The 13,413-nt window shown below is 65.6% G+C and carries 10 protein-coding genes; 9 read left to right on the top strand and 1 reads right to left on the bottom strand.

Going from position 1 to position 13,413, the window contains the following annotated elements:
• Nucleotides 1-11: 11 nt before the first annotated feature.
• Complete coding sequence (locus ACTTAG_RS09965) at nucleotides 12-1,130, top strand: RsmB/NOP family class I SAM-dependent RNA methyltransferase (protein ID WP_444462184.1); 1,119 nt, start codon at nucleotides 12-14, stop codon at nucleotides 1,128-1,130.
• A 134-nt stretch (nucleotides 1,131-1,264) separates the two neighbouring features.
• Nucleotides 1,265-3,568, top strand: coding sequence for an ATP-binding response regulator (locus ACTTAG_RS09960; RefSeq protein ID WP_444465228.1), 2,304 nt, complete (start codon nucleotides 1,265-1,267; stop codon nucleotides 3,566-3,568).
• Nucleotides 3,569-3,577: 9 nt separating this feature from the next.
• Here the strand turns inward: ACTTAG_RS09960 and ACTTAG_RS09955 are convergent, their stop codons facing one another.
• Nucleotides 3,578-4,171 (bottom strand): hypothetical protein, encoded by a 594-nt coding sequence (locus ACTTAG_RS09955; RefSeq protein ID WP_444462183.1) that lies wholly within the window; start codon nucleotides 4,169-4,171, stop codon nucleotides 3,578-3,580.
• A gap of 243 nt (nucleotides 4,172-4,414) precedes the next feature.
• Here ACTTAG_RS09955 and recA point away from each other — a divergent pair, with 243 nt between their 5' ends.
• From recA to ACTTAG_RS09920, 7 genes are all read left to right on the top strand, one after another.
• Entirely contained in the window at nucleotides 4,415-5,482 is a 1,068-nt protein-coding gene (recA, locus tag ACTTAG_RS09950; RefSeq protein ID WP_444462182.1) for a recombinase RecA, read from the top strand.
• 142 nt (nucleotides 5,483-5,624) lie between these two features.
• Nucleotides 5,625-8,279 (top strand): alanine--tRNA ligase, encoded by a 2,655-nt coding sequence (alaS, locus tag ACTTAG_RS09945; protein WP_444462181.1) that lies wholly within the window; start codon nucleotides 5,625-5,627, stop codon nucleotides 8,277-8,279.
• On the top strand, nucleotides 8,279-8,569 hold the full coding sequence (locus ACTTAG_RS09940; RefSeq protein ID WP_444462180.1) for a DUF1330 domain-containing protein: 291 nt from the start codon (nucleotides 8,279-8,281) through the stop codon (nucleotides 8,567-8,569). Before alaS ends, ACTTAG_RS09940 begins: the two co-directional genes overlap by 1 nt.
• An 88-nt stretch (nucleotides 8,570-8,657) precedes the next feature.
• A complete protein-coding gene (locus tag ACTTAG_RS09935) occupies nucleotides 8,658-9,452 on the top strand; it encodes a class II glutamine amidotransferase (RefSeq protein ID WP_444462179.1) in 795 nt (264 codons plus the stop codon).
• Nucleotides 9,453-9,519: 67 nt separating this feature from the next.
• Nucleotides 9,520-10,902, top strand: a complete 1,383-nt coding sequence (gene cysS, locus ACTTAG_RS09930; protein ID WP_444462178.1) for a cysteine--tRNA ligase — start codon at nucleotides 9,520-9,522, stop codon at nucleotides 10,900-10,902.
• Nucleotides 10,902-12,524 carry a citramalate synthase gene (cimA, locus tag ACTTAG_RS09925; protein WP_444462177.1) on the top strand — a complete coding sequence of 541 codons (1,623 nt, stop codon included), beginning with the start codon at nucleotides 10,902-10,904 and terminating at the stop codon, nucleotides 12,522-12,524. Before cysS ends, cimA begins: the two co-directional genes overlap by 1 nt.
• A complete protein-coding gene (locus tag ACTTAG_RS09920) occupies nucleotides 12,521-13,402 on the top strand; it encodes a squalene/phytoene synthase family protein (protein ID WP_444462176.1) in 882 nt (293 codons plus the stop codon). Before cimA ends, ACTTAG_RS09920 begins: the two co-directional genes overlap by 4 nt.
• Nucleotides 13,403-13,413 lie beyond the last annotated feature (11 nt).

The raw sequence follows: 13,413 nt of genomic DNA, 5'->3' as shown, positions 1-13,413 counted from the left end.
TGGACGCCATTTTGGCGGGCGAGCCTGCGGAACGGGCGCTGACGAATTGGGGCCGGGCGCATCGCTTTGCCGGGTCGGGCGACCGGGCTGCCGTGCGGGACCATGTCTATGATGCGCTGCGCTGCCGCGGCAGTTTCGCCATGCTTGGCGGGGCGGGCGATGGGCGCGGGCTGATGCTGGGGATGTGTCGGGCCGCGGGGCTTGACCCCGACGCGCTTTTCACCGGCGAGGGCCATGCGCCTGCCGCGCTTGATCCGGCCGAGAGGGCGCGAGGGGCGCAGCCCGCGCCCGCGCCCGAGGATCTTCTGGCCGCCGATTGGCCAGAGTGGCTCTTGCCGCAGTTGCGCGCCGATCTGGGGGCGGATTTCGGCGCCGTTTCCGCGGCGATGCAGGCGCGGGCGCCAGTCTTCCTGCGGGTCAATCTGGCGGCGGGCAGCCTGGCGCAGGCGCAGGCGGCGCTGGCGGGCGAGGGGATCGAGACGCAGCCCCATCCGCTGGCCGCGACCGCGTTGCGGGTGGTGTCGGGGGCGCGGCGGATTGCGCCGTCGCGCGCCTATCTGCGCGGTCTGGTCGAGCTGCAGGATGTGGCGTCGCAGGCGGTTCTGGCGGGGCTTGAGCTGCCGCAAAAGGCGCGGGTGCTGGATTATTGCGCGGGCGGCGGCGGCAAGGCGCTGGCGCTCGCCGCGGCCCATCCCGGGGCGCGGATCACCGCGCATGACGTCGATGCGGGGCGGATGAAGGACATTCCGACCCGGGCGGCCCGGGCCGGGACGCGGATCGCTTTGGCCGCGCCGGGGCAGGTCAGCGGCAGTTTCGATCTGGTGATGGTCGATGCGCCCTGTTCCGGCTCCGGGACCTGGCGGCGCACGCCCGAGGCGAAATGGCGCCTCACCCCCGCGCGTCTGGCCGAACTGACGGCGCTGCAAGACGAGATCCTGGGTCGGGCCGCACGCCATGTTGCGCCGGGCGGCCAGCTTCTTTACATGACCTGTTCATTGCTGGCGGTCGAAAATGACGCGCGGATCTGCGGCTTTCTGGAGCGGGGGGGATTCGTGCTGGTGCGCCGGCGCTGCCTGAGCCCGCGCGAGGGCGGCGATGGCTTCTTCGCGGCGCTGTTGCGTCGCTCGTGAACGTAACGAGAACAGTTGTGATACATCTTTAGGTTGAAGCCGGGTTTTGTTAAGCAGGCTTTAACCCAAATGACCCGCAATGCGAGGAGACGATTCTGCGCAGGAAGACGCCAGTGGCACATCCCGATCAGCCCATGCAGCCCCTTGGCCGCTCCGCGGCCCTGATTGCGCCCGGGGCCTTGTGGTTGCTTGTCCTTGGCCTTGCGGCCGGGGTGGCCGGTTATTTCGTGCAAGACCGGGTGCTGATGACGCTTTTGCTGTCGATCTCGGGCAGTTTTCTGTGTCTTGCGGCGCTGGCGAAACTGGCGCAGCGGCATCTGGCGCGGCGGCGCACCCAGGTGGCGGGGGCGATTTCGGCCTTCATCATGCATGATGCCTCGCCCTCTTTCACCACGGATGAAGAGGGTGAGATCGGTTATCAGAACCGCGCCGCGGTCGAACGGTTCGGCTCGCGCGGGGGGCAGACGCTGACCCGGGCACTGGGGGAGATTTTCGCCAATCCCGGCGCGATGCTGACGCGGTTGCAGTCGAAGGCGGCGGCGCTTGGCGCGGCGCGCGAGGATATGGTGACGCGGCGCGGCCATGTGCGGCTGTCGGTGCATCAGATCGAGGGCGGCGGCTTTCTGTGGCGGCTGGAAGACATGGCGGAACGGCCGGTCGGCGGGCGGGGCGCGGAAAGCATTTCGCTGCCGATGCTGACGGCGTCGAAATCGGGCACGATCCTGTTCATGAACGAGGCGCTGCGGCGACTGGTGGGGGAGCGGGTGCGCACGCTCGACCGCATCTTCACCGAAGTGCCGATCCGCTCGGGCGAGGAGCAGGAGATTTCCACCATCGAGGGGCCCTTGCGCTGCATGGTGGCGCAGATCGAGGGCGCGGGCGGGCGCGACGAAATTTACCTGATGCCGGTGGCGCCGGGCCGGGCGCCCTCGACCGATCCGGTCTCGTTCGAGGCGCTGCCGGTGGCGCTGATGCGGCTGACGGTGGATGGCCGGGTGATCGAGGTAAACCGGGCCGCGCGCGGGCTTTTGGGGCAGATCCCGGCCTCGACCAGGCTGTCGGAGCTGTTCGAGGGGCTGGGCCGTCCGGTCGATGACTGGGTGGTCGATGCGGTGGCCGGGCGCACAGAGCGTCGGCCCGAAGTGCTGCGGGCGCGCCGTGGCGACCGCGAGGTCTTCCTGCAGGTGACACTGGCGCGGGTGATCGAGGAGGGTCGGCCGGGTCTGATCGCGGTGCTGTCGGATGCCACGCAGCTGAAGACGCTGGAAGGCCAGTTCGTGCAAAGCCAGAAGATGCAGGCGATCGGCCAGTTGGCGGGCGGCGTTGCGCATGATTTCAACAACTTGCTGACGGCGATTTCGGGCCATTGCGATCTCTTGATGCTGCGCCACGACAAGGGCGACCCCGATTACACCGATCTGGACCAGATCAGCCAGAACGCCAACCGGGCGGCCTCGCTGGTGGGGCAGCTTCTGGCCTTTTCGCGCAAGCAGACGCTGAAGCCGCGGATCATCGACCTGCGCGACACGCTGTCGGATCTGACGCATCTGCTGAACCGGCTGACCGGCGAAAAGGTCGTGTTGACGCTGACGCATGACCCCAATCTTGCGCCGATCCGGGCCGACAAGCGCCAGCTGGAACAGGTGATGATGAACCTGGTCGTCAATGCCCGAGACGCGATGCCCGGCGGCGGCGAAATCCGGATCGAGACGGAAAACCTGCATCTGATCGAGGATCTCAAACGCGACCGCGCCGCGGTGCCCAAGGGCAATTACGTCGTGGTCAAGGTGACCGACGAGGGGGTCGGCATTCCGGCCGACAAGCTGGGCAAGATCTTCGAACCCTTCTACACCACCAAGAAACCGGGCGAGGGGACGGGGCTTGGCCTCTCCACCGCCTATGGCATCGTCAAGCAGACCGGCGGCTATATCTTCTGCGATTCCGTGCTGGGCTCGGGGACCTGTTTCACGCTCTTCCTGCCCGCCCATGACCGGCCCTCGGAGATCGAGCAGGAACCGGCGCAGCCGACGATGGAGCTGCCGAGCATCGAGGAAAACACCAGCGCCATGGTGCTTCTGGTCGAGGATGAGGCGCCGGTGCGGGCCTTTGCCTCGCGCGCGCTGAAGCTGCGCGGCTATACGGTCTTCGAGGCCGAAAATGCCGAGGAAGCCCTGCGCATCCTGGAAGACGACCAGTTGCAGTTCGACGTCTTCGTCACCGATGTGATCATGCCCGGAATGGATGGTCCGACCTGGGTGGCCGAGGCGCTGAAAAGCCGCCCCGATACGGCCGTCGTCTTCGTCTCGGGCTATGCCGAGGACGTGTTCCGCGAGGGCCGCCCGCCGATGCCGAATTCGGTCTTTCTGCCCAAGCCCTTCTCGCTGAGCGAGTTGACCGCGACGGTGCAGAACCAGATCGCGCGGCGGGTGCGGGCCTGAGCGATCCGCTCAGGCGAGGCTGTCGTAAAGCCGGAAATCCGCGGCCATGGCGCGGTTCAGCGCGGCCTCGGTCTCGGGCTGCAGCGCCACATCCGCGGCGGGCGGCACGTTCACCCGCGACAGCGTGACGGCGCAATCCAGCCGGTCTTCCAGGAAATGCACGAAAGCGTCGATATCTTCGTAGCGAAAGATGCGATCGACCCGCGGCCGCCCGTCGGGGCCGCACAGATGCGCCGATTGCGAACCGATATCGGCATGCGGCGGCGGGGCCTTGGCCATGTAATCCTGCGCGAAGGCGTCGAAACTTTTCCCCGCCATCGGATGATCGGGGTCGTCAAGGTCGTCGCGGGTGCGGAAGCGATACCAGGAGCGCAGCCAGTCGATCGGCTCGCGCATCAGCGCCACGGTGGTGAAGGGTTCCCCCGCCTGCGCCGCAAGCCAGGGGCCAAGGACCTGGTGAAAATCGGGCGCGCTCATGTGCTTGATCGGCGCGGGGCGCTGCATCGACACGCTGGCAAGCGATTCGAGCGCCACTTCGACCGCCGTGGACCCGGCCTTGGGCGTCGCCAGAAAGACCAGTCGTTGTTCCCAGAAAATCAGCATGTTCCGGTGTCTCCCGACAGTTTCCGCCCCTGCTTACTGAAAGCCTCGGGCGGGGTAAAGCCGCACGACACGCTTTCCCTGTGCCGGTCAACCAAATCTTAACCCTGCAGGCGCAGGCTGATTGTCGAGAATTTGATTGCAATGTTCCTCAATTGTACTCATATCATGAGAACAAGAGGGGAACGAATGCGCTGCGCCGGTCGATTGCCGCGCGGCGCGCCCTGTGGGATAAGGGGACGACAGATGGCAACGACGGGCCTTTTCGAAATGAACGACAAAAGCAAGGCGGACAAGCAAAAGGCGCTGGAATCGGCGTTGGCCCAGATCGAGCGGCAGTTCGGCAAGGGCTCGATCATGAAGCTCGGCGGCGACACCCCGCCACCCGAGATCGAGGCGACCTCGACCGGCTCGCTGGGCCTTGATATCGCGCTTGGCATCGGCGGGCTGCCGAAGGGGCGGATCATCGAGATCTACGGGCCGGAAAGCTCCGGGAAAACCACGCTGACGCTGCATTGCATCGCCGAGGAGCAGAAAAAGGGCGGCGTCTGCGCCTTTGTCGATGCCGAACATGCGCTGGACCCCTATTACGCGAAGAAACTGGGCGTCAGTCTGGAAGATCTGCTGATCTCGCAGCCCGACACGGGCGAGCAGGCTCTGGAAATCGTCGATACGCTGGTGCGTTCGGGCGCGGTGAGCCTCGTCGTCGTCGACTCGGTGGCGGCGCTGACGCCCAAGGCCGAGATCGAGGGCGACATGGGCGATGCCACGGTGGGCGCGCAGGCGCGGCTGATGTCTCAGGCGATGCGCAAGCTGACGGCCTCGATCGGGCGGTCGAACTGCATGGTGATCTTCATCAACCAGATCCGCATGAAGATCGGCGTGATGTTTGGCAGCCCCGAGACAACTTCTGGCGGTAACGCCTTGAAATTCTATGCTTCCGTGCGTCTGGACATCCGCCGCATCGGCGCCATCAAGGACCGCGACGAGGTGATCGGCAACCAGACCCGGGTCAAGGTGGTGAAGAACAAGGTGGCGCCGCCCTTCCGCGAGGTCGAATTCGACATCCTTTATGGCGAGGGCATTTCCAAGGTCGGCGAGCTGGTCGATCTGGGGGTGAAGGCCGGGGTGGTGGCGAAATCGGGCGCCTGGTATTCCCATGGCGACGAGCGCATCGGCCAGGGCCGCGAGAATGCCAAGCAATTTCTGCGCGACAATCCCGACATCGCCTATGAGATCGAGGACAAGATCCGGGCCAGCCACGGGCTCGATTTCGGCGTGATGCCGACCGAGGAAGATCTGACCGAAGAGTAAGGGGCCGAAACGGCCCGCTGCCACAGGCAGCAGCACCAGAAGGGTGCGGTGCGACGGCCGGGTCTCCCCCGGCCGTTTTGCTTTCTGGACAGGGCGGTGCGGGGCCGCTAAACGGAGGGAAATCCGCAAAAAAGGCTTGCCCATGCCCAGTCTGAACGACATCCGGTCCACCTTCCTTGCCTTCTTCGAAAAGAACGGTCACCGCGTGGTGGAAAGCTCTCCGCTGGTTCCGCGCAACGACCCGACGCTGATGTTCACCAACTCGGGCATGGTGCAGTTCAAGAACTGCTTCACCGGGGTGGAAAAGCGCGATTATGTCCGCGCGACGACGGCGCAGAAATGCGTGCGTGCGGGGGGCAAGCACAATGACCTCGACAACGTCGGCTATACCGCGCGCCACCATACCTTCTTTGAAATGCTGGGGAATTTCAGCTTCGGCGATTATTTCAAGGAAAAGGCGATCACCTATGCCTGGGAATTGCTGACCAAGGATTTCGACATTCCGAAGGAAAAGCTTCTGGTCACCGTCTATCACACCGATGACGAGGCGGCGGCGATCTGGAAGAAGGTCTCGGGCCTGACCGATGAGCGCATCATCCGCATCGCCACCAAGGACAATTTCTGGCAGATGGGGCCGACCGGTCCTTGCGGCCCCTGCACCGAAATCTTCTTCGATCACGGCGATCACATCTGGGGTGGCCCGCCCGGCTCGAAGGACGAGGACGGCGACCGGTTCATCGAGATCTGGAACAACGTCTTCATGCAGAACGAGCAGTTCGAGGACGGCTCGATGGTCGAGTTGGAGATGCAGTCGATCGATACCGGCATGGGGCTGGAACGCATCGGCGCGCTGCTTCAGGGCAAGCATGACAACTACGACACCGACCTGATGCGCAGCCTGATCGAGGCTTCGGCGCATGCCACCTCGGCCGATCCGGACGGGGCGGGCAAGGTGCATCACCGCGTCATCGCCGATCACCTGCGTTCGACCTCGTTCCTGATCGCGGATGGGGTGATGCCCTCGAACGACGGGCGCGGCTATGTGCTGCGCCGGATTTTGCGTCGGGCCGCGCGTCATGCGCATATGCTGGGGGCGAAAGATCCGGTGATGCACAAGCTGGTGCCGGCGCTGGTGCGGCAGATGGGGGCGGCTTACCCGGAACTCGTCCGTGCCCAGGCGCTGATCGAGGAAACGCTGAAGCTCGAGGAAACCCGGTTCAAGGTCACGCTGGAACGGGGTCTGAAGCTGCTTGATGATGAACTCGCCGCGCTGCCCGAAGGGGCGGAGCTGCCGGGCAACGCCGCCTTCAAGCTCTACGACACCTATGGCTTCCCGCTTGACCTGACGCAGGATGCCCTGCGCGAAAAGGGCCGCACCGTCGACACCGCGGGCTTTGACGCCGCGATGGAGGAGCAAAAGGCCAAGGCCCGCGCCAGCTGGTCGGGCTCGGGCGAGGCCACAGATGCGAAACTCTGGTTCGAAATCGCCGAACGCGCGGGCGTGACCGAATTCCTCGGCTATGACACTGAAACCGCCGAGGGGCAGATCCAGGCGCTGGTGATCGAAGGCGCGGAAGTCGCCGAGGCCACGGGCGCGGTGCAGATCGTCGTCAACCAGACGCCGTTTTATGCCGAATCCGGCGGTCAGGTCGGCGATCACGGCATCATCCGCACCGACAGCGCCGAGATCCGCATCACCGACACGAAAAAGGTCGCGGGTGTCTTCATCCATATCGGTGAGGTCACCGAGGGCAAGGTGACGAAGGGCCAGCCCGCGAAGCTGGAGGTCGATCACGCGCGGCGCTCGGCCATTCGCGCGAACCACTCGGCCACGCACCTTCTGCACGAGGCGCTGCGCCGCGCGCTTGGCGATCACGTCGCGCAAAAGGGTTCGCTGAATGCCGAGGACCGGCTGCGCTTCGACTTCAGCCACGGCAAGGCGATGACGGCCGAGGAGCTGATGACGGTCGAGGCCGAGGTGAACAGCTTCATCCGGCAGAACACCCCGGTTGAAACCCGGATCATGACGCCCGACGATGCCCGCGGTCTTGGCGCGCAGGCGCTCTTTGGCGAGAAATATGGCGATGAAGTCCGCGTCGTCTCGATGGGCGAACTTCTGGGCTCGGGCAAGGGGAATGACGGGCGGACCTACAGCCTTGAACTTTGCGGCGGCACCCATGTGAAGCGCACCGGCGACATTGGCGCCTTCGTGGCGCTTGGCGAAAGCGCGTCTTCGGCGGGGGTGCGGCGCTTCGAGGCGCTGACCGGGCAGGCGGCGCTGGATTGGCTCAAGGCGCAGAATGCGCGGCTCTCGGATGTGGCGGGTCTGCTTAAAACCTCGCCCGCGGAAGTGGCCGACCGGGTCAAGGCGCTGGCCGAGGAACGTAAGGCGCTGGCCAATGAAGTGGCGCAACTGCGTCGCGAACTGGCCATGGGCGGCGGTGCGGCTGGTGGCCCGGAAGTGATCGAAATCAAGGGCTTGCGCTTCATTGCTCAGGTGGTTTCGGGGGTGTCCGGCAAGGATCTTCCGGCGCTGGTCGATGGGCTGAAGGACAAGGTCGGCTCGGGTGCCGTGCTGGTCGTGGCCGATACCGGCGGCAAGGCGGCCTGTGCGGCGGGGGTGACGGCGGACAAGACCGGCACCGTTTCCGCGGTCGAGATCGTCAAGGTCGCGGCGGCGGCTTTGGGTGGCAAGGGCGGCGGTGGCCGTCCGGACATGGCGCAGGCGGGCGGGGCTGATCCGGCGAAAGCCGACGACGCCGTGGCCGCGGTCAAAGCCATGCTGGAGGCGCTCTGATGCCCTCGGCGCTCTGGATTGCCCATGTGAAGGTGCTCGACGCCGAGGCTTACGGCAAATATGCCGCCGCCGCGGGTCCTGCGATTGCGGCGCATGGCGGGGTCTTCCTTGCCCGCGCCACCCGCTATGTGCAGATCGAAGGCAACGACCGCGCCCGCAATGTGGTGGCGCGCTTCCCCAGCCTTGAAGCCGCGGTCGCCTGCTACCACTCCGAGGCCTATCAGGCTGCTTTGTCGCATGCCAAAGGGGCCTCGGAACGCGATCTCGTGATCGTCGAGGAGAACGCCTGACTTTCGCCCCGTCCCGGTTTGCGTTACTGTAACAGCATCATGTCAACGCCAACCGGGGCGGAGCCAACCGCCTGTTTGGGGCCGGAAAATGTGCCGTTGGGCAGCCTATGTCGGGGAACCGATCTTTCTTGAGGATATCGTCTCGAAGCCGGGGCATTCGCTGATCCACCAAAGCCATTGCGCCACGCAATGCCACACGGCGATCAATGCCGACGGCTTCGGTCTCGCCTGGTATGGCGAGCGCCCCGAGCCCGGCCTTTACCGAGATGTCATGCCCGCCTGGTCGGACCCGAACCTCAAATCCCTCACGGCGCAGGTGAAATCGCCGCTTTTCCTAGCGCATGTGCGGGCCTCGACCGGCACGGCCACCAGCCGCAACAACTGTCATCCCTTCGTCGTCGGCCGCTGGAGCTTCATGCACAACGGCCAGATCGGCGGTTACAACGCCTTTCGCCGCGCGGGCGAAATGCTGATCCCCGATCACCTCTATCCTCACCGCAAGGGCGCGACCGACAGCGAGGCCTTGTTTCTGCTTGCCCTCTCCGAGGGGCTCGATGACGATCCGAAAGGCGCCTTGGAACGGGCGACGGCGCAGTTGGAAGCGCTGTCGCGCGAGCGCGGGCAGGGGCCGCATATGCGCCTGACCGCGGCCTTTTCCGACGGGCAGCGGCTTTATGCGGTGCGCTATGCGAGCGACGATCTGGCGCCGACGCTCTATCACCGCTGGTCCGACACCCGGCAGGGCCGGGCCGTCGTGTCCGAGCCGCTTGAGGATGGCGAGGGCGACTGGACCCCGGTGCCGCCCGGCTCCTTTTGCATCTTCGAAGGCGCGTCGCTGAGCATCGAACCCTTTGCCCCGCAGCCGCAGGCCGTGGCCGCCTAGGCGGTTCTGCTGTTCCCTCGCGCCTGCAATTGCGCTACTCCGCAAGGACAAAGTTGCGAGGAAGCCGATGATCCGCCTGCACAATACCAAGACCCGCCGCAAGGAAACGTTCCGCCCGCTCGATCCGCAAAATGTGCGGATGTATCTCTGCGGGCCGACCGTCTATGACCGCGCCCATCTGGGCAATGCGCGGCCGGTCGTGGTCTTTGACGTGCTCTACCGGCTGCTGCGCCATGTTTACGGCGCCGATCACGTCACTTATGTGCGCAATTTCACCGATGTCGACGACAAGATCAACGCGACGGCGCTGGCGCGCAAGGAGGCGGGCGCCCCCGGCACGCTGGAAGATCTGATCCGCGCCCGGACCGAGGAAACCATCGGCTGGTATCACGCCGACATGGACGCGCTTGGCGCGCTTCGCCCCGATCACGAGCCGCGGGCGACCGATTTCATCGGCGCGATGATCGCGATGATCGCCGATCTGATCGGCAAGGGCCACGCCTATGCCAAGGACGGCCATGTGCTCTTTCGGGTGCGCAGCTATGCCGAATATGGTGCGCTCTCGGGCCGCTCGGTCGATGACATGATCGCCGGGGCGCGGGTCGAGGTCGCGCCCTTCAAGGAAGATCCGATGGATTTCGTGCTTTGGAAGCCGTCCGACGACGATCTTCCGGGCTGGGACAGCCCATGGGGCCGCGGCCGTCCGGGCTGGCATATCGAATGCTCGGCGATGTCTTATGAACTGCTGGGCGCCAGTTTCGACATTCACGCGGGCGGAATCGACCTGCAATTCCCGCATCATGAAAACGAGATCGCGCAAAGCTGCTGCGCCCATCCCGAGGGCGGTTTTGCGAATTTCTGGCTGCACAACGAGATGTTGCAGGTCGAGGGCAAGAAGATGTCCAAGAGCTTGGGCAATTTCTTCACCGTGCGGGATTTGCTGGATCAGGGCATCCCGGGCGAGGTGATCCGGTTTGTCTTCCTGCAGACGCATTACGGCAAGCCGATGGACTGGACCGCGGAAAAGGCCGCGCAGGCCGAGGCGACGCTTCGCAAATGGCGCGCGCTGACGGCCGGGGTTGCGCCCGCGCATGAGGTGGCGCCCGGCGTGCTTGAGGCGCTGGCCGATGATCTGAACACCGCGGGCGCGCTTGCGGTGCTGCATGGGCTGACGGGCGAGCCTGCGCTGCTCAAGGGCTCGGCGCAGATGCTGGGGCTGCTCATGGACGAGATGGGCGACTGGGCGAAGGCGCCCGAGGTTGATCTGTCCGGTCTTGCCGCAAAGCTCGCCGAGCTTCGCGCAAAAGCGATGGAAACCAAGGACTTCGCTCCGGTCGATGCGCTGAAATCCGCGCTGACGGCGGCGGGGGTCGAGGTGCGGATGTCGAAAGCGGGCGTCGAGTTGCTGCCCGGGCCGGGCTTTGACGCGGCGAAGCTGGAGGGGCTGTGATGACCCGCGAACGGCTTTACCTTTACGACACCACGCTTCGCGACGGGCAGCAAACGCAGGGCGTGCAGTTTTCCGTGCCGGAAAAGATCGCGATTGCTCAGGCGCTCGATGATATCGGCGTCGATTACATCGAGGGCGGCTGGCCGGGGGCAAACCCGACCGACAGCGATTTCTTTGAGGCGCGGCCCAGAACGCGGGCGACCTTTACCGCTTTCGGCATGACGAAACGCGCGGGCCGCTCGGCCGCCAACGATGACGTGCTGGCGGCGGTGATGAATGCGGCCACGCCCGCGGTCTGTCTGGTCGGCAAGACGCATGATTACCATGTGACCGCAGCCCTTGGCATCACGCTTGAGGAAAACCTTGAAAACATTCGCGCTTCCGTCGCCCATATGGTGGCCGAAGGGCGCGAGGCGCTGTTTGACGCCGAGCATTTCTTTGATGGCTACAAGGCGAACCCGGCCTATGCGCTGGCCTGTTGCCGCACGGCCTATCAGGCTGGCGCGCGCTGGGTGATCCTGTGCGACACGAACGGCGGCACTTTGCCCGCCGAGGTCGGTACGATCACCGCAGCGGTGATCGCCGCGGGGGTGCCGGGCGATCACCTCGGCATCCATTGCCATGACGATACCGGCACGGCGGTGGCGAATTCGCTGGCCGCGATCGACGCGGGGGCGCGGCAGGTGCAGGGCACGCTGAACGGTCTGGGCGAGCGCTGCGGCAATGCCAACCTGACCTCGCTGATCCCGACGCTGCTGCTGAAAGAGCCCTACAAAAGCCGTTACGAAACAGGCGTTTCCGAGGCGAAGTTGACAGGCATCACACGGCTGTCGCGCCGTCTGGATGATATTCTGAACCGTGTGCCCTTGCGCTCGGCCGCCTATGTCGGCGCCTCGGCCTTTGCGCACAAGGCGGGGCTGCATGCCTCGGCGATCCTGAAGGACCCCTCGACCTACGAACATATCGCGCCCGAAACGGTGGGCAACACCCGGCTTATTCCGATGTCCAATCAGGCCGGACAGTCGAACCTGCGCGCGCGGCTGGCGGCGATGGGGATTGCGGTCGATCCGAAGGACCCGCGGCTGGTGCAGATCCTTGACGAGATCAAGGCGCGCGAGGATCGCGGCTATGCCTATGACGGGGCCCAGGCGAGTTTTGAGCTGGTGGCGCGGCGCGTGCTGGGGCTTTGCCCGCAATTCTTTGAAATCAAACGCTATCGGGTGATCGTCGAGCGGCGCAAGAACCGCTATGACCAGATGGTTTCGGTGTCCGAAGCGGTTGTTGTCGTGAAAATCGGCGGGCAGAAGATGCTGTCGGTCTCTGAAAGCATGGATGCCGAGGGGCATGATCGCGGCCCGGTCAACGCGCTGTCAAAAGCGCTGGTCAAGGATCTGGGCCCCTATACCCGCTGCATCGAGGATATGAAGCTGGTCGATTTCCGCGTTCGCATCACGCAAGGCGGCACGGAAGCCGTGACCCGCGTCATCATCGACAGCGAGGACGGGCAGGGCCAGCGCTGGTCCACGGTGGGGGTCAGCCCGAACATCGTTGACGCCTCGTTCGAGGCGCTTCTGGATGCGATCATCTGGAAGCTGATCCGCGACGGGGCCGACCCGGCATGAGCGATCCTGTCGCCCTTTGTGCCGAGCATCTGGCGGCGGGCGACCCCGACCGCCTGGCCGCGGTGATGGCTTGCCCGGTTCCGGATCGTCCTTTACTTTTCGCGCTTTACGCGACGAACCTCATGTTGGCGCAGGCGCCCTGGGCCAGTGCCGAACCGCTGGTGGCCGAGATGCGGCTGCAATGGTGGATCGACGCGCTGGAGGCTTTGGCCGCGCAGGGGCGGCCGGTGCCCCATGCCATCGGTCCGGCGCTGACTGGGTTGCCCGGGGCGGCGATTGCGGGGCTTTTGACCGCGGCCGAGGCCCGCCGGGCCGATTGCCACCGCACACCCTTCACCGATGCGGCGCGGCTGTGGGATTATCTTGATGCCACCTCGGGGGCGATCTGCGCGGCGGCGGGGGCCTGTCTCGGGGCGGGGTCGACGGCGGCTTTGCATGGAATGGGCACCGCATCGGGGCTGGCGAACTGGTTGATTGCGCAGCCGGATCTGGCCGCGCGCGGGCGTCTGACGTTGGCCGGGGCGCGGCCTGCGGATCTGGCGGCGCTGGCGCGTGAAGGTCTGACACGGCTCGATGCGGCCGAGGCGGCGCTGCGGGCGGCGCCGGTGGGCGCGCGTCTGGCGGCGCTTGGCGGCTGGCAGGCGCGGGGGGGGTGTTGCGCCGGGCTGCGGCGGCGCCCGAGCGGATCGGGGCCGGGCGGCTGCGCGGCTCGGAATTCGCGCGTCGGTTCGGATTGCTGCGGGCGCGGCTGGCACTGTGAGGCCGCGCAAGAAAAAGGTCACAAACGCCCGTCGCGTTTAAGTGAATCTTCAAAAGTTCCTGTCACGTTCCAGAAAGTGCCCCGGGGCACGGCGTCGTATTGCCCGCCCGGGCGCTGAGCTGGAGATCA

It is taken from the genome of Rhodobacter capsulatus (assembly GCF_052363185.1).
Taxonomy (GTDB): domain Bacteria; phylum Pseudomonadota; class Alphaproteobacteria; order Rhodobacterales; family Rhodobacteraceae; genus Rhodobacter; species Rhodobacter capsulatus_E.
The sequence above is the reverse complement of the archived record's forward strand: the minus strand, read 5'-3'. Positions and strand labels throughout refer to the sequence as shown.